Origin of the sequence: Pseudarthrobacter siccitolerans, from assembly GCF_001046895.1 — a bacterium.
Taxonomy (GTDB): Bacteria; Actinomycetota; Actinomycetes; order Actinomycetales; family Micrococcaceae; genus Arthrobacter; species Arthrobacter siccitolerans.
Genome location: NZ_CAQI01000053.1, coordinates 61,589 through 80,351, shown reverse-complemented (window position 1 = coordinate 80,351; position 18,763 = coordinate 61,589). Strand labels below are relative to the sequence as shown.

At 66.5% G+C, this 18,763-nt stretch carries 17 protein-coding genes; 6 read left to right on the top strand and 11 right to left on the bottom strand.

What is annotated here, in order from left to right:
- Nucleotides 1-8: 8 nt before the first annotated feature.
- Entirely contained in the window at nt 9-938 is a 930-nt protein-coding gene (locus ARTSIC4J27_RS17385; protein WP_050056461.1) for a hypothetical protein, read from the bottom strand.
- 146 nt (nt 939-1,084) lie between these two features.
- On the opposite strand from ARTSIC4J27_RS17385, the gene ARTSIC4J27_RS17380 reads away from it, so the two are divergent.
- Nucleotides 1,085-1,384 (top strand): type II toxin-antitoxin system VapB family antitoxin, encoded by a 300-nt coding sequence (locus ARTSIC4J27_RS17380; RefSeq protein ID WP_170850843.1) that lies wholly within the window; start codon nt 1,085-1,087, stop codon nt 1,382-1,384.
- Nucleotides 1,377-2,051, top strand: a complete 675-nt coding sequence (locus tag ARTSIC4J27_RS17375) for a LytR C-terminal domain-containing protein (RefSeq protein ID WP_050056459.1) — start codon at nt 1,377-1,379, stop codon at nt 2,049-2,051. The genes ARTSIC4J27_RS17380 and ARTSIC4J27_RS17375 overlap by 8 nt, the downstream gene beginning before the upstream one ends.
- 8 nt (nt 2,052-2,059) lie before the next feature.
- On the opposite strand, the gene ARTSIC4J27_RS17370 is transcribed toward ARTSIC4J27_RS17375, so the two are convergent.
- Both ARTSIC4J27_RS17370 and ARTSIC4J27_RS17365 read right to left on the bottom strand, forming a co-directional pair.
- On the bottom strand, nt 2,060-2,710 hold the full coding sequence (locus ARTSIC4J27_RS17370; RefSeq protein WP_050056458.1) for a TetR/AcrR family transcriptional regulator: 651 nt from the start codon (nt 2,708-2,710) through the stop codon (nt 2,060-2,062).
- Between the two features lie 58 nt (nt 2,711-2,768).
- Nucleotides 2,769-3,467, bottom strand: coding sequence for a DsbA family oxidoreductase (locus ARTSIC4J27_RS17365; RefSeq protein ID WP_050056925.1), 699 nt, complete (start codon nt 3,465-3,467; stop codon nt 2,769-2,771).
- A gap of 216 nt (nt 3,468-3,683) precedes the next feature.
- Between ARTSIC4J27_RS17365 and ARTSIC4J27_RS17360 the strand changes: the two genes are divergently transcribed.
- The gene (locus ARTSIC4J27_RS17360) at nt 3,684-4,745 is read left to right on the top strand and encodes a glycosyltransferase family 4 protein (RefSeq protein ID WP_050056457.1); all 1,062 of its coding nucleotides are present in this window, start codon (nt 3,684-3,686) and stop codon (nt 4,743-4,745) included.
- Nucleotides 4,746-4,799: 54 nt separating this feature from the next.
- Nucleotides 4,800-6,947, top strand: a complete 2,148-nt coding sequence (locus ARTSIC4J27_RS17355; protein WP_050056456.1) for an amylo-alpha-1,6-glucosidase — start codon at nt 4,800-4,802, stop codon at nt 6,945-6,947.
- A gap of 40 nt (nt 6,948-6,987) precedes the next feature.
- Here the strand turns inward: ARTSIC4J27_RS17355 and ARTSIC4J27_RS17350 are convergent, their stop codons facing one another.
- Genes ARTSIC4J27_RS17350 through ARTSIC4J27_RS17330 form a run of 5 tightly spaced genes read right to left on the bottom strand, consistent with a single transcriptional unit; the run spans nt 6,988 to nt 11,570 of the window.
- Entirely contained in the window at nt 6,988-7,521 is a 534-nt protein-coding gene (locus ARTSIC4J27_RS17350; RefSeq protein WP_050056455.1) for a GNAT family N-acetyltransferase, read from the bottom strand.
- Nucleotides 7,522-7,548: 27 nt separating this feature from the next.
- Nucleotides 7,549-8,544 carry a sugar phosphate isomerase/epimerase family protein gene (locus ARTSIC4J27_RS17345; RefSeq protein ID WP_050056454.1) on the bottom strand — a complete coding sequence of 332 codons (996 nt, stop codon included), beginning with the start codon at nt 8,542-8,544 and terminating at the stop codon, nt 7,549-7,551.
- 1 nt (nt 8,545) lies between these two features.
- Complete coding sequence (locus ARTSIC4J27_RS17340) at nt 8,546-9,706, bottom strand: Gfo/Idh/MocA family protein (protein WP_050056453.1); 1,161 nt, start codon at nt 9,704-9,706, stop codon at nt 8,546-8,548.
- Nucleotides 9,703-10,827: a Gfo/Idh/MocA family protein gene (locus tag ARTSIC4J27_RS17335; protein ID WP_050056452.1), complete on the bottom strand. Its 1,125-nt coding sequence runs from the start codon at nt 10,825-10,827 to the stop codon at nt 9,703-9,705. Before ARTSIC4J27_RS17335 ends, ARTSIC4J27_RS17340 begins: the two co-directional genes overlap by 4 nt.
- Nucleotides 10,824-11,570 carry a sugar phosphate isomerase/epimerase family protein gene (locus ARTSIC4J27_RS17330; protein ID WP_050056451.1) on the bottom strand — a complete coding sequence of 249 codons (747 nt, stop codon included), beginning with the start codon at nt 11,568-11,570 and terminating at the stop codon, nt 10,824-10,826. The genes ARTSIC4J27_RS17335 and ARTSIC4J27_RS17330 overlap by 4 nt, the downstream gene beginning before the upstream one ends.
- A 166-nt stretch (nt 11,571-11,736) precedes the next feature.
- Here ARTSIC4J27_RS17330 and ARTSIC4J27_RS17325 point away from each other — a divergent pair, with 166 nt between their 5' ends.
- Entirely contained in the window at nt 11,737-12,945 is a 1,209-nt protein-coding gene (locus ARTSIC4J27_RS17325) for an ROK family transcriptional regulator (protein WP_050056450.1), read from the top strand.
- Nucleotides 12,946-12,982: 37 nt separating this feature from the next.
- Here the strand turns inward: ARTSIC4J27_RS17325 and ARTSIC4J27_RS17320 are convergent, their stop codons facing one another.
- Entirely contained in the window at nt 12,983-13,942 is a 960-nt protein-coding gene (locus ARTSIC4J27_RS17320; protein ID WP_050056449.1) for a D-2-hydroxyacid dehydrogenase family protein, read from the bottom strand.
- Between the two features lie 139 nt (nt 13,943-14,081).
- Between ARTSIC4J27_RS17320 and ARTSIC4J27_RS17315 the strand changes: the two genes are divergently transcribed.
- On the top strand, nt 14,082-15,278 hold the full coding sequence (locus tag ARTSIC4J27_RS17315) for an MFS transporter (RefSeq protein ID WP_050056448.1): 1,197 nt from the start codon (nt 14,082-14,084) through the stop codon (nt 15,276-15,278).
- Between the two features lie 296 nt (nt 15,279-15,574).
- Here the strand turns inward: ARTSIC4J27_RS17315 and aceB are convergent, their stop codons facing one another.
- Together aceB and aceA are read right to left on the bottom strand one after the other, a co-directional pair.
- A complete protein-coding gene (aceB, locus tag ARTSIC4J27_RS17310) occupies nt 15,575-17,227 on the bottom strand; it encodes a malate synthase A (protein WP_050056447.1) in 1,653 nt (550 codons plus the stop codon).
- Between the two features lie 103 nt (nt 17,228-17,330).
- On the bottom strand, nt 17,331-18,647 hold the full coding sequence (gene aceA, locus ARTSIC4J27_RS17305; RefSeq protein ID WP_050056446.1) for an isocitrate lyase: 1,317 nt from the start codon (nt 18,645-18,647) through the stop codon (nt 17,331-17,333).
- Nucleotides 18,648-18,763 lie beyond the last annotated feature (116 nt).

The window sequence follows — 18,763 nt, the reverse complement described above, 5'->3', positions numbered from 1 at the left end:
GAAGGGGCTCAGACGCCTAGCGCCTCCCGCCAGCTGCGCAGGAAAGCGCCGCCGGCGTCGTCGTGGATCACTGAGGCATCCAGTCCCAGGTCCACGGCGGTCAGGACGTCGTAGGGCTTGTCCGGAACACCGTCCGCCGGGCGGACGTCCACATGCTTCACCTCGTGGTCGTTGTGGTGGAGCCAGTCTGCCATGGCGTAGTCCGTGCGGGAATCACCCACCGTCCGCCAGGCCTGCGGCGTGATCCCCTGGGCGGCCAGCAGTTCCACGGCCCGGCTGGCACCCAGGTCCTTGCCCAGCCGCACGGACTCGATGTCGGTGGAAATGATGGTGGGGTCCACACGGTAGTCCACTTCGTCGTCGGAGTTGGGGGCGTGGTGGTCCAGCCGGACCACGCCCAGGCCGTGGCGGGCCATCAGCTCCATGGCGTCGGCGTCGAAAAGTTTCTGTTCGTCCAGGTATTCGGCGTTGGGAACCTCGATGTGCTGTTCCACGGACACCATGGCCCGCTTGGTTTCATCGAAGAACATATGCGCTGAGTAGTCTTCGGCCACCATGCGGCGGATGTCGTCGCCGTAGGCTGCGGGCACGGCCAGTTCACGGTCCACGTGGATGGGGCCGGGGCCGGCAGCGGTGTAGCTGAACCAGACGGCGCCCTTTTCGCAGATGGCGTGGATGATGGTGCCGGCCGGCATTCCCGCGGCGATCATCGGCTCCATGACCTGCCCGCGGATGAAGGCATCCGAGCGGCCGGTATTGAAAATTACAGGAATGCCCGCTGCAGCCAGGCCCACGAGGTCAAGGATGATTTCCTGTTTCACGTCACGGGTCACGGGGCTGGCCACGGGGCCGTCCACGTCCAGCAGCAGCGCGAGGGGCGGCGTGGCGGGCACGCGGACACCAGGGGCGGAGGAAGCAGTGAACTCGGTTGCTGTCATGGCTCCATTCTGTCAGCAGGGCCGTAAACTCCTGGCCCGCTCCGGGAAGATCACCGCGTGTGACACATGGTCACTGTTTGGCTACAACCTTCCCCGGGGCGTGCCGGATACTTTCGCTGGAACCGATGGGTGCCTAGTGTGGCATGGTGATATTCAAAGCTGTGGGCGAGGGCCGCCCTTACCCTGACCATGGTTACAACACTCCCAAGGAATGGGCTGCGCTGCCGCCCCGGCCGGTCCGGCTCGACGAACTGGTGACCACCAAGCGCACCCTCGACCTGGAGGCGCTCCTCGCCGAGGACTCAACCTTCTTTGGCGACCTTTTTCCACACGTCGTGCAGTACCAGGGAACCCTCTATCTTGAGGACGGCCTGCACCGCGCCGTCCGGACCGCCCTGCACCAGCGCACGGCGATCCACGCCCGTGTGCTGGTCATAGATGGCTAGGAAGAAGCAGCAGGACGCGAGCGTCCTCCACGGCCACCACGTTGTCACCGGCCCTGAGCTCAGGGCCACCTTCCAGGCAGGGCACGACGCCGATGACACCGCCAGGGTGCGCCGCCGCGTGCTTCACGGCGTGGTGCTTGTACTCCTCATCGGACTGATCGCCGCCGCCATCATCACGGCGCTGGCCATTATCAACGGACGGCTCAAGATTCCCGCCGCGGAACCGGCAGAGGACACGGTCTCCTCCTGCCCGGCCGGCACCTTTGACTACACCCCTCACGGCGAAATCAACCTCAACGTCTATAACGCCACCAACCGGCCCGGGCTGGCGCGTACCGTGGCCGACGAGTTTGTCGCGCGGAAGTTCGTGGTGGGCGCGGTGGCGAACACCGAGGCCGGCTACCGGGGCATCGCAGCGGTGGTTTCAGGTCCGGCCGGACAGTCCGCGGCGCTGAGCGTCCAACGCAACCTGCCGGGCTCGGACTACTTCCAGGACGGCAGGACCGACGGCAGCGTTGACGTGATCCTGGCCCAGGACTACAAGGCGTTGGCTCCGCCGGAGCTCGTTGACCAGACGCCGGGCACGCTCAGCTGCCCGCGTGAAAGCCGCCGCGTCGCCGATGAGGACAAATGGCCGGTCATGCCCTCGGCGGCGCCCACCCGCTGAAGAATCCCTTAGCGGGCCACGGCGGGAAGCGGGGCAACGCGGACCGGCCGGCCGGCGTCGTCGAACCTCGCTCCCGCACCCAGCTGGATGAACCGCACCGTCCGGGCCACGCGGGCTTCCAGTTCCGCAGGCTCGTCGCTGCCCCGCGCCGCGCTGGACGAGAGGGTCCCGAGGATCAGTTGCGCCTGCTGGCCCACGTCGGCCACGGGAAGGTAGCCCTGCTCCATCCCGTCGCGCAGGATGCCCTGCAGCAGGACGCTCAGCTCACCCACGTGGTCGGCGAGTTTGGCGAAGGACGACGGCGACAGGACGGCCCCCATCGCAGGTCCCGGGGGGAGGTGGCGGCGGCTGAGGTCCACCACCTGGGCGCGGACGTACAGTGCCAGCCGCTCCACGGGATTGTCGAGGCGGCCCAGGGCATCGCGCAGCTCGGACAGGAACTTTTCGGTCTCATCCAGCGCGTAGGAGATCAGGAGCTCTTCAATGTCCGCGTAGTAGTTGTAGACGGCGGTCCGGCCCACCCCGGCGTGCCGGGCAACATCGGTCATGGTCAGCCCGGGCAGCCCATGGGAGAAGAGGAGCTCACCAAAGGCGGTGAGGATGCGGCGCTGCGTCTCCGCGCGCTGCTCGGCATTGCTGGCCGCTGAAATCCTGGGCATACAGACACTTTACCGCGAAGTGTCAGTAAACGTCCCGCTGCCTGGCGGCAGGTGCCGGCTAGACCTGGCAGCCGTCCGGTCCGCAGGCGTCGCCGTCGGTGGAGTTGACCAGCACCAGGGGATTGGCGGCCTGCCACGCCTCATTGAGGGCTGCAGTGAACGTTTCGGCAGGCTGGGCGCCCGAAAGGCCGAACTTCCGGTCAATCACGAAGAACGGCACGCCGCTGATGCCCAGCGCGCGGCCTTCCTCGAAATCTGACCGGACGTCCGCGGCGTACTTGTCCGTGGTGAACAGTTCCTCCACCTCGTCCCTGTTGATGCCCAGGTCCAGGGCGAGGGAGGTCAGGTACTCGCGACTGCCGATGTCCTTGCCGTGTTCGAAGTGGTCGCTGAGCAGGCGCTCCTTGGCTTCATCCTGCTTGCCGTGGGCAGCTGCAAGATGGATCAGGCGGTGGGCGGTGAAGCTGTTCGCTACCACCACCGAATCGAACCGGTAGTCCAGGCCCTCGCCCTTGGCCTGCTCGGTGACATGCTGGAACATCTGCGAAACCTGCTGCGGCGCAATGCCCTTACGTGTGCTCAGATACTCCAGCTCGGTCCCGTCATAGTGCTCCGGCAGGGTGGGATCCAGCTGGTAGCTGCGCCATGTCACTTCCACGGAATCACGGTGCTCGAACGTGGCAAGGGCGCTCTCGAAGCGGCGCTTGCCGATGTAGCACCATGGGCACGCAACGTCTGACCAGATCTCAATCTTCATGCTGGGCATAACTGCACTCTCCGGGCGGCCATTCCGAGGCAGCACGTTATTTGCGCCACACGAGGTCTTGCGGTGGGGCTGCAACGTAGGCAATAGTCTGAGTTAGGTGAAACAGACGCCATAGGAAAACCGATTGCACCGCGGGCCGGAGCCGGCGCGTGGTCGGAAGTGCCCGGTCAGCTGGGGAGCCCGGCCTGTATTCTTGCGAGGCAGGGAATGCGGATAGGACTTGTTGCGGGACCCTGGATTCCGGTTCCGCCGGTGACGTACGGCGGTATTGAACGGGTAGTGGACAGCCTGGCCAGGGGCTTTGCTGCTGCCGGGCACGAGGTTGTCCTGGCCGCGCCGTCGGACAGCACCTGTCCGGTACCACTGGCGCCGGGCATGCGGCCAGCACAAATCGACGATCTGGGTTTCACCATCTCCGAGCTGAGCCATGTCACCCGGGCCTACGAGGCAATGGGGGATGTGGACATCATCCATGACCACACCCTGACCGGGCCCTTGTATATGCAGCGGCCCAAACGCGTCCCCCTGGTGACGACGATCCATGGCCCGCTCAACGAGGAAGCGGTGGACATCTACCGTGCCATTGGCCGGCATGCAGCCGTCATCGCTATCTCCCGCGACCAGTGCTCCCGTGCACCGGAGGTGCCGGTGACACGGGTCATCCACCACGGGATGGACGTGGCCTCCGTCCCCGTAGGGTCGGGGAGCGGCGGCTACCTGTGCTTCGTTGGCCGGGCATGCCCGGACAAGGGTCTTCTGGAGGCCATCATGATCGCCAGGGAGGCCGGGATACCGCTGCGCATAGCGGTCAAGATGCGCCAACCTGACGAAATCCGCTATTTCCGCGAGGTCATCGAGCCGATGCTGGGGCCCAACGAGGACTTTGTGGGCGAAGTGGATGATGCCGCCAAGTACGGGCTGATGGGTGAAGCGCTGGCCTTCCTCAATCCCATCCAGTGGTCCGAGCCTTTCGGGCTGGTGATGATCGAGGCGCTGGCAACAGGTACCCCCGTGATCGGTACCCCGATCGGCTCCGCGCCCGAAATTATCGACCACGGCCGGACCGGATTTTTGGGGCGCACGGAGCAGCTTGCGGGCTTCGTGCAGGAGGCGACCGGCCTCAGCCGGGCAACCTGCCGAAAAGTTGCCCGGGAACGGTTCGGCGAGGAACGCATGGTGCGCGAGCACCTCTGGCTGTTCGGGAAGCTGGCGGCAGGGGAGATGCCCGCAGGGGTTCCGGATAGGGTCGGCTTGCACCAGAATCTTTAAGGCACGGTCTTGGCGATCCGCGGCAAGCCCGTCGCCTAGCAAAGGAGTGCATCCATGACCGCATGGAACGCCGATACTGAGGCCGGCGCATCCGAGTCAGGTTCGGTCACCGTCGTGGAGGGGTCCTCGTTCTGCATCTCGTCCGAAACGGGTGACATCAGTTCCGTCGCCGGTACGAACGGGGCCTTCTTCCAGGACACCCGCATCATCTCCCGCTGGATCCTCCGCATCAACGGATCCCTGCGGGAGCCCCTGGCAGCCCAGAAGCCGCAGCCGTTCGGAGCCACGTTTGTTGGCCGCGCCAAATGGCCGGACGGCAGGTTCGACAGCCCGCTGGTGGTCCGCCACGTCCGCCACATCGGTCCGGGCCTGCAGGACGACATCACCCTGGAAAACTACGCCGCGGAGCCGGTGGACTGCGAGATAGAACTGCTCGTGGACGCCGACCAAGCCGATCTCTTCGACGTCAAGGGCGGCCGGACTACCCAGGGTGCCGCCGCCACCCGCGAAGTGGTGGACGGCAGCCTGGTTATTGAAGCCGCACGCCACGGACAACGGCGGGGAAGCTCCATCAGGGCGCAGGGTGCCGAGGCCAGCACCGACGGGCTCCGTTTCCGCGCCACCGTCCCGGCCCGGGGGAAATGGGCCACCAGCGTGATTGTGGTGCCCCTGGTCAACGGGCAGCCCCCTGCCGATCCCTTTACCGAGGCGCGGCTCCCGCGCCACCGCGAAGGCGTGCGCCGGCACCGCGCCTGGGAGGAAAACGTCCCGCAGGTCACCGTGACGGACAGTAACCTGCAGGCGGTGCTGAACCGGAGCCAGAGCGACCTGGGCTCGCTTCGGATCTTCGACGACCATCATCCGGGCCGCGTGGCGGTGGCCGCCGGAGCCCCGTGGTTTATGGCCCTGTTCGGCCGGGATTCGCTGCTCTCGTCCTACATGAGCCTGCTGGTGAGTCCCAATTTGGCCGCCGGCACGCTGCAGACCCTGGCCGGGCTGCAGGGAACCAAGGTTGATCCGGACTCGGAGGAAGAACCGGGCCGCATCCCGCACGAGGTGCGGCTTGGGGTCACTGCCGGTTTGTCCCTGGGCGGCACAGCCTACTACGGGACGGCTGATGCCACTCCGCTGTTCGTGGGTCTCTTGGGCGAACTCAGCCGGTGGGGCCTTTCCCGGGAAATCATCCACCCGCTGCTTCCGCACGCGGACCGTGCCCTGGAATGGATTGAAAAGTACGGCGACCGTGACGGCGACGGATTCGTGGAGTACCAGCGGCCCAACGACCACGGGCTGGTGAACCAGGGCTGGAAAGACTCCTGGGACGGCATCAACTTTGCCGACGGCACTATTGCCGAAGCCCCCATAGCCCTGTGTGAAGTGCAGGCCTACGTCTACTCCGCCTACATCGGCAGGTCGCTGCTGGCACGCTGGGATGGGGATGCAGCCCTGGAACAGCACTGGGCGGACAAGGGCGCCGCCCTGAAGGCGGCCTTCAACGAGAAGTTCTGGCTGCCGGACAAGGGCTATTTCGCGGAGGCACTGGACAAGGACAAGCGGCCGGTGGATGCCTGTACCTCGAACATGGGCCACTGCCTCTGGACGGGCATCGTGGACGAGGACAAGGCGCCTTCCGTAGTGGAGCACCTGATGTCACCCCAGATGTTCACGGGCTGGGGCATCCGCACCCTGGGCTCGGACATGGGCGCCTACAACCCGGTGAGCTACCACAACGGCTCGGTGTGGCCGCACGACTCGGCGCTGGTGGCAACGGGGCTGATGCGGTACGGATTCGTGGAGGAGGCCCGGCGGGTCGCTTCAGGCCTTATTGACGCCGCAGAACATTTTGACGGGCGGCTGCCGGAACTGTTTTGCGGTTTCGACCGCGGTGAATTCCCCGGGCCCGTCCCCTATCCCACCGCGTGCTCGCCGCAGGCCTGGGCAGCGGCGGCGCCGGTGCAGCTGATGCGTGTGCTGCTTCGTTTCGACCCCGTCTACACCCACGGAGTGGTGCACCTGGCACCGATCCTCCCCGAGGACATGGGCGACTTCCAGGCAGCCAATGTCCTGATCGACACCTCCCGCATCACCATCCGGGCGCACGGGACCGGCGGCAGCATCGACGGGCTCCCGCCGGGACTCAAACTCTTATCGGAACCACGTCCGCCCCTGGCCTACGCTCCCAATGCCCATCAGCACGTGTGACGACGCCCTGCTGGCGGCGCACGCCAGGGCGCTGCGCCAGTCAGGGAACGGGGCGCTCCAGCACGAAGTCATGCTCCACCGAAGTGCCCAGCCGGAACGACTTGGTGCCCGCCTTCCGGAAGCCTGACTTCTCATAAAAGCGGATGGCCCGGGCGTTCTGGCTGTTGACCCCGAGCCAGACCCCCTTCCCGCCGGCTTCGGCGGCCGCCGCCAGGCTGGCATGCATCAGTTCAGCGGCGGCACCGAGCCCGTGGTGTTCCGGGTGCACGTAGCACTTGCTTAGTTCCACCGACGGCAGGATCTCCAGGGATGCAACAACGTCCGGGTCTGTCGCCGGACGGTCCACCAGCAGGCTGTAGCCGCGGAGGCCGCCGTCGGCATCGATCACCAGGACTGTCACATCGGGATCGGCGAGGTACGCCAGGAAGTGGCGTTCACTGAGGGTGTTCGCCAGGTGGGCGGCAATATCCTCAGGGGACGCCGACGGCGGGCACGCCAGCGGAAAGGTGACGGACGCCAGGGCCGCCAGCGCCCCGGCGTCGTCCGTTGTTGCTGTGCGGATGGAATGCGGCATGCAGGGATTCTACGTTTCGCCCTCGGGTTACTGCTTGAACGCGGCGTCGAAGGAGGTGTTCGACGCCGGGAAGTCGAACTTCTTAAGGGCGGCGAGGGCTTCGGGGGCGCCGTGCAGGCGGTCCATGCCGGCGTCTTCCCATTCCACTGAGATGGGTCCGTTGTAGCCGATGGCGGACAGGGCACGGAAGGACGCTTCCCAGGGGACGTCGCCGCGGCCGGCGGAGACGAAGTCCCAGCCGCGGCGCGGGTCGCCCCAGGCCAGGTGGGAGCCCAGGACCGTGTTGCGGCCGGTCTGGCGGACCTTGGTGTCCTTGCAGTCCACGTGGTAGATCCGGTCTTTGAAGTCCCAGATGAAGGAGACGGGGTCGATGCCCTGCCACATCATGTGGGACGGGTCCCAGTTCAGGCCGAACGCGGGGCGGTGGTTGATCGCCTCGAGGGTGCGGACGGTGGTCCAGTAGTCGTAGGCGATCTCGGACGGGTGGACTTCGTGGGCGAAGCGGACGCCGCATTCGTCAAAGACGTCCAGGATGGGGTTCCAGCGGTCGGCGAAGTCTTGGTAGCCGGCGTCGATGACCTTTTCGGGGACGGGCGGGAACATGGCGACGTACTGCCAGATGGAGGAGCCGGTGAACCCGACGACGGTGTCCACGCCGAGTGCCTTGGCGAGCCGGGCGGTGTGTTTCATTTCCTCGGCGGCGCGCTGGCGGACGCCTTCGGGGTCGCCGTCGCCCCAGACTTTGGCACCGACGATGGCTTCGTGGCGGAAGTCGATGGGGTCATCGCACACGGCCTGGCCCTTGAGGTGGTTGGAGATGGCCCAGACCTTGAGGTTGTACTTTTCCAGGACGGCGAGTTTGGATTCGACGTAGCCGGGTTCGTCCCAGCGCCAGGCGTCCAGGTGGTCGCCGGAGACGGCGATCTCCAGTCCGTCGTAGCCCCAGCCGGACGCCAGGCGCGCGACTTCTTCGAAGGGCAGGTCGGCCCACTGGCCGGTGAACAGGGTGTACGGGCGGGGCATGTCAGGCTCCTTCAGTGGTGGACGGCTGGATGAGGGCGCTTCTCGCGGCGGCGGACTCCTCGACGGCGGCGAGGATGCGCTGGACTTCCAGGCCGTCTTCGAACGACGGCGAGGGCGCGGTGCCGCCGTCGACGGCCAGCAGGAAATCGCGGATCTGGTGCGTGAAGGTGTGCTCCCAGCCGATGATATGGCCCTGGGGCCACCAGGCGTCCAGGTACGGGTGCTCCGGTTCCGTAACTACGATCCGGCGGAACCCCTGCTCGCGGGCGGGCAAGGTGGCGTCGCTGAAGGCCAACTCGTTGAGGTTCTCGAGGTCGAAGCGGAGGGCGCCCTTATCGCCGTAGATCTCGATCTGCAGGGAGTTCTTCCGGCCGGTTGCCACCCGGGATGCCTCCACCGAGGCGATGGCTCCGGAGGCGAGGGCCAGGGTTGCCCAGGCGGCGTCGTCCACCGTGACGTCTTCGGGCCCTTGCGCGCCGGGCCTCTGGTTCACAAACGTCTGCAGCCGGCCCGAGACTTCCGTGACCTTGTCACCGAGCAGGAAGAGGACCTGGTCGATGGCATGGGACGCGATGTCACCCAGGGCCCCGGAACCGGCGGTCTCTTTCCGCAGGCGCCAGGTCATTGGTGCCGACTCGTCGGCCAGCCAGTCCTGGAGGTAGGCCGCGCGGACCTGCCGGACGTTACCCAGCCTGCCTTCGCTCACCAGTTCCTTCGCAAGGGCAAGGGCCGGGACGCGGCGGTAGTTGAAGCCCACCATCGACTGCACGCCCTGTGCCCTGGCGGCCTGGGCGGCCGCGGTAATGGCCTCAGCTTCGGCCAACGTATTGGCCAGGGGCTTTTCCAGCAGGACGTGCTTGCCGGCTTCAAGGGCGGCGATGGCGATTTCGGCGTGCATCCAGCCCGGCGCGCAGATATCGACGATATGGATGTCGTCCCGGTCCAGGACCGCGCGCCAGTCCGTGGCCGTTTCCTTCCAGCCGTACCTGGCGGCGGCTTCCGCAACGGCGTCGGCGTCCCTGCCCACCAGGGCCTTCTGCTCGACGGCCGGGACGTCGAAGTAGCTGGCAACGTTCCGCCACGCGTTCGAGTGTGCCTTGCCCATAAAGGCGTAGCCGATCATCGCCACGCCCAGGGGGGACTGGACTGGTTCGTTGCTCATGCGCCTTCTCCCAGCGTCAGGGTTTCGGGGGACCAGTCTTCGGGGACGGGTTGTGACACAGGCGCGTTGCTGGCCACGTCCACGAAGGTGCCGGATCCCATGGATTCGTTGATGGAGACCATGGCGTCCAGCACATGGTAGGCCAGTTCTCCGGTGGCGCGGTGGGGGACACCGGCACGGATGGAGCGGGCCATGTCCAGCACGCCCAGGCCGCGGCCGTTCGCCGGGCCGGTGGCAGGGATGGCGGTCCAGTCCTCGTCGCCTGCCCGCCACAGCTTGATGTCGCCGTCGAAGAAGTTGGGGTCCGGCAGCGAGATGGTGGCTTCGGTGCCGGTGATCTCCACGAATCCCATCCGGACGCGGGGGGACTCGAAGGAGAACACGCTGTGGGAGGACGCTCCGGACTCGAACTGGGCCATGGCGGAGACATGGGTGGGCACCTCGACCGTGAATTCCTCGCCGGCTTTCGGGCCGGAACCGATCGCGCGGACGTCCTTGGACTTGGAGCCGACGGCGGCCACCTTGCGGATGGAGCCGAACGCCTGGATCAAAGTGGTGAGGTAATAGGGCCCCATGTCGAACAGGGGCCCGGCGCCGTGCCGGAAGAGGAAGGCCGGGTTGGGGTGCCAGGATTCCGGCCCGGGAGTCTGAAACGTGGTCATGGCCGTCAGCGGAGTGCCGATATCGCCGCGCTGGATGATCCGCAGCGCCGTCTGCAGGCCTGCGCCCAGGAAGGTATCCGGCGCGCAGCCCAGCCGGAGCCCTGCGGCGTCAGCGGTTTTGAGCAGGCCCAGGCCCGATTCGCGGTCCAGCGAGAAGGGCTTTTCGGTCCAGACGTGCTTCCCGGCGTTGACGGCGGCGGTGGCCACTTCCACGTGGGCGGCCGGGACGGTCAGGTTGACGATGATGTCCACGTCGGGGTGGCCCAGCGCCTTCTCCACCCCGCCCCACTCGGGGATGCCGTACTCCTTGGCCCGTGCCTGGGCCGCTTCCTCGAACAGGTCGGCGATGACGTGCACTTTGAGGTCCGGGAAAACGGTGAGGTTGTCCAGGTACTGCTTGCTGATGTTCCCGGCACCGATAACGGCAACGCCCACCGGGCCTGTACCAGTGGCGCTCATGCCTTGATTCCTTCGCCTGAAGCCATCAGGAACGACAGGCTCTCGTTGATGCCCTCGAAGATGTCGCCGCTGTAGTCGTCAAACTCCACCACGCCGACTTCCAGCGACGTCGCCGCTGCGATGACGTCCAGCACGGCCACTTTGCCCTGGCCGGCGGGCAGCTGGGCCTTGGTGTCGGTGGTGAGGGGGCCGTCCTTGATATGAATGAACTTCACGCGGTTTCCGAGCTTGCCCAGGATGTCCACCGGGTCCTGCCCGCCCACCGCAACCCAGTACGTGTCCACCTCAAGGACCAGCTCGGGGTCCAGCAGGTCTGCGAAGTACTCCAGCGCCGTGCGTCCCTCGATGATGGACTCCAGCTCCCACTGGTGGTTGTGGTATCCCACCCGGATGCCGTATTCGGCGCCCCTCTTGGCTGCCTCGTTCAGCAGCGCGGCTGTGGCCTGCACGTCTTCGGCGCTCTGCCAGCGCTCCGCCGGGATGTACGGCTCAATGACGGTGGTGATGCCCAGTTCCTTGGCGGCGGCGAAGATCTGGTCCTGGTCCTGGCTCAGCAGCGGGGCGTGGCCGGACGGTGCGGTCAGGCCGTTCTCCCGCAGCGCCGCCCCCAGTTCCTGTGCCGTGGCGACGAAGTTGTACGGCTCCACCTGGGTGAAGCCGATCTCCGCTACTTTCCGGATGGTGCCGGGGAGGTCTTCCTGGATGGCGTTCCGCAAGGTGTAGAGCTGGAGCGAGTAGGACATTGAAGTCTCCTGGTTTCTGGGAGGTTCCGGAGCGGCGGTGGATCCGGACACGGGGTGGGCCCGGCCACAAATTCTTCGGCTACTGCAACGCTAGGATGGCTTTTGCTGCGCGTCAAGCAAAAGTCGCTGGCGTGACATGCAGAAGTGGCCGTGCTATCTATGTCCTATGACCAAGACAGCGGGGAGCAGCGCCGTGCCTGAGCCTGCCCTTGCCCAGGGAGGGGCCGGCGTGCTGTTCCAGCTGTTGCGTGACGGCAAAGCACGCACCCGCGCCGAACTGGCCCTGACCACCGGGCTGGCACGCTCCACCGTGGCGTCCCGGATCGATGCCCTCATCGCTTCCGGCCTGGTGGGTCCTGCGGGGGAGGCCAACTCCAGCGGCGGCAGGCCGCCGTCGCGCTTTGCCTTCAATCCCGCCGTCCGCGTGGTGCTGGCAGTGGACGTTGGAGCCACCCACGTCATCGTCGCTGTCACTGACCTTCGCGGCGAGGTGCTCGCCGAGCAGCGCCTGGCGCAGGACGTGGCGGACGGGCCGGAGGCAGTACTTGACCGCGTGATGCGGGAAGGCCTGCTGCTCGTGGACGCGGCTGGACGCAGCGCGGAGGACGTGGCGGGAGTGGGCATTGGCCTGCCGGGGCCGGTGGAACACGTGACGGGACGGCCGGTTAAGCCGCCCATCATGCCGGGCTGGGACGGGTTCGACGTCGTATCTTACGTTCAGCGCTCGCTGGCGGTCCCCGTGCTGGTGGACAACGACGTAAACATCATGGCCCTCGGGGAGCGGACCGCCCACTGGCCCGAACACGACAATTTCCTGTTCATCAAGGTGGCCACCGGAGTGGGATCCGGAATCATCAGCAGCGGGACGTTGCAGCGCGGCGCCAACGGCACCGCCGGTGACCTTGGCCATGTGCGGGTCCCGCGCGGCGACGACGTGCTGTGCCGCTGCGGCAACTACGGCTGCCTGGAGGCGCTGGCCTCAGGCCCGGCCCTGGCCGCTGAACTGGACCGCCAGGGCTTGCCCGCCGCAAGGGGCAGCGACGTGCTGCGGCTGGTGGCGCAGGGGAACCTGCAGGCCATCCAGGTCCTGCGCCAGGCCGGACGCGACGTGGGGGACGTCCTGGCCGCGGTGGTCAACCTGCTCAATCCGTCAGTCATTGTGATTGGCGGAAGCCTGGGCCAGGCGGGGGAGCACCTGATGGCCGGGGTGCGCGAAGTGGTCTACCGGCGCTCCCTGCCCCTTGCCACGGCCCACCTGAGGATCGCCCTTTCGATGGCCGGGGACAGGGCTGCCATCCTGGGCGCCAGCCAGATGGTCACGCAGCATGTGTTGTCTCCCGCTGCCGTGGAGGCAACCCTGCAGGCCGCCGGCTAGGAACTCCTTGGCTGCCTCCCTCCGAGGCGCGCCGGTCCTAGACCGAAAGAACCCGCAGCGGCGAGCCGGCGAGCCAGGCCTTTACGTCTTCCAGCGCCCCGCCGTAAAACTGCCGGTAGCTCTCCCGGGTGACATAGCCGAGGTGCGGGGACAGCACGGTGTTCGGGGCGGTGAGGAGGGGGTGGCCTGCCGGGAGGGGCTCGTGGTCGAAGACGTCCAGCGCGGCACCTGCGATCCAGCCTTCCGCCAGCGCCCGGACCAGCGCGTCCTGGTCCACCAGCGGCCCGCGGGCGGTGTTCACCAGGATCCCGTCGGGGCCGAGCAGCCTCAGCTCCGGCTCGCCCACTATGCCTTCCGAACGGGGAGACAGGCGCAGATGGAGGGTGGCGACGTCGGAATTCCGGAAAAGATCCTCCTTGGATACTTTCCGGACCCCTGCCTCGGCGGCCGCCTCATCGGTCAGGTTCTGGCTCCAGGCCAGCACGTCCATCCCGAAGGCCTTCCCGTAGGCGGCAATCCTGCGGCCGATCTTGCCCAGGCCCACCACGCCGAGGGTCCTGCCCGCCAGTTCGAATCCGACCGTGCTCTGCCATGACCCCGCGCGCAGCGAGCTGTCCTCTGCAGGGATGTTGCGGGCGAGGGCCAGGAGCAGGGCCCACGTCAGCTCCGGGGCAGCGGTGGGGGATCCAGGGGTGCCGCAGACTGTGATGCCGAGGTCGGCCGCCGCGGCCACATCGATGGACGCGTTTGCCATTCCGGTGGTGACCAGGAGCCGGAGGGCAGGGAGCTTTTCGAGCACTTCGCGGGGAAAGGCAGTCCGCTCCCGCATGGCGATGACGATCGTCGCATCAGCCAGGGCGGACTCCAGAACCTCCGGGGAGGGGAACGGTTCGCGGTACGTGGTGACAGTGACGCCGTCGGCCGCCAGGGAGGACCAATCGGCGAATCCCTGCGCCACGTCCTGGTAGTCATCAAGGATGGCAAGCCGATGCTGCATGTTGTGTCCTTCGTCCCGGAGTCTGCGGCAGTGATGTTCATCGTATGGCAGGACGGCGCGGCAATCGGGGACTGGCCCGCGTAATGCCCGTGATAGCAATGAGGGTGATGAAAAAAGATCCAACCCCCACGCCCGGCCGGTGAGCGCCCGATTCCTGTCCCGGCTTCCGCGGACCTGGATCCTGCTGGCCTGTATCGGTCTGTTGGCTTTGAACCTGCGGGGCCCGTTCGTGGCCGTTGCCCCCGTGGTGGACGTGATGCAGGCGGACCTGGGGTTTTCACCGGTGGTGCTGGGCCTGCTCACCAGCATTCCGGTGCTGTGCTTCGCGCTGGCGGCACCCCTTGCCTCGCTGGTGGCGCGCGGCTGCGGCGCCGAATTCGCCGTGACCGTCACCATTTTGGGCGTGCTGGCGGGCGTCATCATCCGGTCCGCCGGCGGCCCCGCGCTGGTGCTGGCCGGGACGGTGGTGATCGGCCTGGCCATCACCATCGGCAACATCGCCGCGCCCCTCATCATCCGCCGCGACTTCCCGCCGCTGCGGCAGGGAACAGCCATGGGTGTCTATACGGCTGCCCTGAACGTGGGCTCATTCGTGACATCGATGGTCACGGCGCCCCTGGCCGAACTAGCTGGGTGGCAGCTCGCGCTCGCGTCCACCGCGCTCCTGGCGGTGGCGGCCATCGTGTGCTGGCTCCTCGCCATCGGACTTCGTGCCGCCTTCGTGCCAGCCGCCGCTCCCGTTCCGGACGGTCAGCGGCCGGCGGCCGTGGCCGGTTCGGCCTGGACCACTGCCGGGCTCACGGCGGCATTCGCCGGCCAGGCATTCTCCTACTACGCCCTCACGGCATGGCTGCCCAGCTACCTCAACGACGAACTCGGAATGTCCGCTTCGGCAGCGGGCGCCGGGTCCTCGCTGTTCCAGGTGTTCGCCATCGTGGGCGGCCTGGGCGTGCCTTTTGCCGCCAAGTATTTCAGTACGACGACGGCGGCGGTCACCTTGGGCATGTTGTGGACGTCCGTGCCCGCCGGCCTCCTGCTGGTACCCGGGCTCTGGTGGCTGTGGTCTGTTCTTGGCGGTGTTGCCCAGGGCGGCGGGATCACCCTGATCTTCATCGCCATCATCAAACTGGCCCGGGACCAGGTTGCCGCCGGCCGGATGTCCGCCACCGTCCAGGGCCTGGGCTATTGCTTCGGTGCGGTGGCACCCCCGCTGGTGGGCTTTGTCCACGATGTTTCGGGTTCCTGGACACCGGCCCTGCTGGTCATCCTGGCGTCGGTGCTGACATTCTTCGTCGCCTCCACCCTGTCCGTGCGGCGGGTGCCGAAGGGGCGCTAGCCGGACCGCCGCCGTCGTCTGCCCTTCCCCGTCGCCCGGCCCGCGACGCTCTCTCACTTAATGTGGTTTAACAACCGACGCTCTCTCACTTTCTTCTGGAAAGTGAGAGAGCGTCGGTTGATTTCGCACGTTAAGTGAGAGAGCGTCCGGGGGTGTTGTGGCAGGTAAGGCCTTCCGATGCGCGGGCGTGCTCAGCTGGTGCTCCGTCGCCGGGCCGGCCCTCCGGATTTCGGAGGTGCCTGTTGCGAAGGGCGTGCTGGCCCGGCGGACGGAAGTTGGGTTTCCCTGCTCGCCGCTTACACTGCGGCCAGCTCCTCCACAGTTGCCTTTTCACGCGCTTCGGTGAGGTAGCGGGCGTAGGCGGGCAGGGTGAGGAAGGACGGGAAGTCGTGGCCGAGGGTGACTTCTTCGAAGATGTCCCGGGCGTCTTCGAAGCGGTCGCCGTCGAAGCGTTCGAGCCGGGCGAATTCTTCGTCGAGGAGTTCCTCGATCCAGTGGTGGGTGATGATTTCGCCGTGGTCGGTGATGGCCCGGGCGTAGATCCACTGCCAGAGCTGGGAGCGGGAGATTTCGGCGGTGGCGGCGTCTTCCATGAGGTTGTGGATGGCGACGGCGCCGTTGCCGCGGAGCCAGGATTCGATGTAGCGGATCCCGACTTCGATGTTGTTCCGGATGCCCTGTTCGGTGATGGTGCCCTGGGTCGCGGCCACGTTGATCAGGGCCCGGTCGTCCGGGGTGACGTCCTCGCGGGTGCGGTCGAGCTGGTTGGGCTTCTCACCCAGGATGCTGTCGAAAACTTCGCGGGCGACGGGCACGAGGTCGGGGTGGGCCACCCAGGAGCCGTCGAATCCGTCGTTGGCCTCGCGGGTCTTGTCCGCGCGGACCTTTTCGAACGCGCTGGCATTCGCTTCGGGGTCTTTGCGGTTGGGGACTGCTGCTGCCATGCCGCCGATGGCCATGGCGCCGCGTTTGTGGCAGGCGCGGACCAGCTGTTCGGTGTAGGCGCGCATGAAGGGCTGGGTCATGGTTACCTGGCCGCGGTCCGGGAGGACGAAGCGGGGGCCGCGGGTGCGGAAGTTCTTGATGAGGGAGAAGATGTAGTCCCAGCGGCCGGCGTTCAGGCCGGAGGCGTGGTCGCGCAGTTCGTAAAGGATTTCTTCCATTTCGAAGGCTGCGGTGATGGTTTCGATCAGTACGGTGGCGCGGATGGTGCCCTGCGGGATGCCGAGCAGGTCCTGGGCGAGGATGAAGATGTCGTTCCAGAGCCGGGCTTCGAGGTGGTTTTCGATCTTGGGCAGGTAGAAGTACGGGCCTTTGCCCTGGGCCAGGAGGCGGCGGGCGTTGTGGAAGAAGAACAGGCCGAAGTCCACGATCCCGCCGGCGATCGGGGCGCCGTCGATGAGCATGTGCTTTTCGGGCAGGTGCCAGCCGCGGGGGCGGACCACGATGGTGGGCAATTCGCCGGCGGGGCGGAGCTTGTATTCCTTGCCTTCGGGGCTGGTGAAGTCGATCCGGCGTTCCAGGGCGTCGGTGAGGTTCAGCTGGCCCTTGATCACGTTGCGCCAGGTGGGGGTGGAGGAGTCTTCCATGTCCGCCAGCCAGACCTTGGCGCCGGAGTTCAGGGCGTTGATGGTCATCTTCTTGTCCACGGGCCCGGTGATCTCCACCCGCCGGTCCTCCAGGCCGGGGGCCGGGGGAGCCACCCGCCAAGACGGATCGTTGCGGATGTGCTCGGTCTCCCGCAGGAACCTCGGATCCTGCCCGCCGGCGATGTCAGCACGCCTGGTCCGACGGGCCTGCAGCAGCTCCTGGCGCCGCTCAGCAGTGGCCCGGTGCAGCTTTGCAATGAAGGCCAGGGCATCCGGTGTCAGCACCTCGTCCTGCCGGCAAATCGGCTGGGCGGTCAGGGTTATGCCATTGATCGTGAAGCTGTCAGTAAAGCTGTTCATTGGAGTGACTCCTTGAAAGTCCGCTGATGCCCTATCACTTATGGTCCTCAAAAGCAGGGATTGAGGACCATAAGTGATAGGGCAACGGGAAAGGGGGAAAGACTTAGTGGAACTGGCCTTCTTCGGTCGATCCGACCAAGGCGAGGGTGGACGCGTTCGGGTTGAGCGCTGTGGCGATGGTGTCGAAGTAGCCGGTGCCGACTTCGCGCTGGTGCTTGGTTGCGGTGTAGCCGCGGGATTCGGAGGCGAATTCCTTTTCCTGGAGTTCGACGTAGGCGCTCATGCCTTCGCGGGCGTAGCCGTGGGCGAGGTCGAACATCGAGTAGTTCAGGGCGTGGAAGCCGGCCAGGGTGATGAACTGGAACGTGAAGCCCATGGCGCCGAGTTCGCGCTGGAACTTGGCGATGGTGGCGTCGTCCAGGTGCTTGCGCCAGTTGAAGGACGGGGAGCAGTTGTAGGAGAGCATCTGGTCCGGGAAGTCGGCCTTGACCGCTTCGGCGAACTTGCGGGCCAGCTCCAGGTCCGGGGTGCCGGTTTCCATCCAGATCAGGTCCGAGTAGGGGGCGTAGGCCTTGGCACGGGCGATGCAGGGTTCAATGCCGTTGCGGACCTTGTAGAAGCCCTCAGGGGTGCGCTCACCGGTGATGAATTCCTGGTCGCGTTCGTCCACGTCCGAGGTGATCAGGGTTGCTGCCTCGGCGTCGGTGCGGGCGATAACCACCGAAGGGGTGCCTGCGACGTCGGCGGCCAGGCGGGCGGCGTTCAGGGTACGGACGTGCTGCTGGGTGGGGATCAGGACCTTGCCGCCGAGGTGGCCGCACTTCTTTTCCGAGGCGAGCTGGTCTTCCCAGTGAACACCGGAGGCACCGGCCTGGATCATGGATTTCATGAGTTCGTAGGCGTTCAGCGGGCCGCCGAAGCCGGCCTCGGCGTCGGCGACGATCGGGACCAGCCAGTCCTCAACGGTCTGGACGCCCTCGGAGAATTCGATTTGGTCGGCCCGGAGCAGGGCGTTGTTGATCCGGCGCACCACCGTGGGGACGGAGTTGGCGGGGTAGAGGGACTGGTCCGGGTATGTGTGGCCGGAGTTGTTGGCGTCCGCAGCGACCTGCCAGCCGGAAAGGTAGATGGCCCGGAGTCCGGCTTTGACCTGCTGGACGGCCTGGTTGCCGGTCAGGGCGCCCAGGGCATTGGTGTAGCCGCCGGTCTTGTGCTCTTCGGTGAGCTGCTTCCACAGCTTCTCGGCACCGCGGCGGGCCAGGGTGTGCTCTTCGGAGACGCGGCCGCGGAGGCGGACGACGTCGGAGGCTGAGTAGTCCCGGGTCACACCTTCCCAGCGGGGGTTGGCGGCCCACTCGAGCTCCAGGGCGGCGGCCTGCTGTTCGGGCGTCTGCTGGGTGGGCTCAAATGCTGCAGTCATCGTTGATCTCCTTGGTTGAGCTCCGGATGGAGTAGGTGGGAACCGCGTCGTTGAGGTTCCCACCGGCTTTCCGGTGCGGTGTTTCTTTCCGTAGCCACTACTTTTCAGCACTTTCA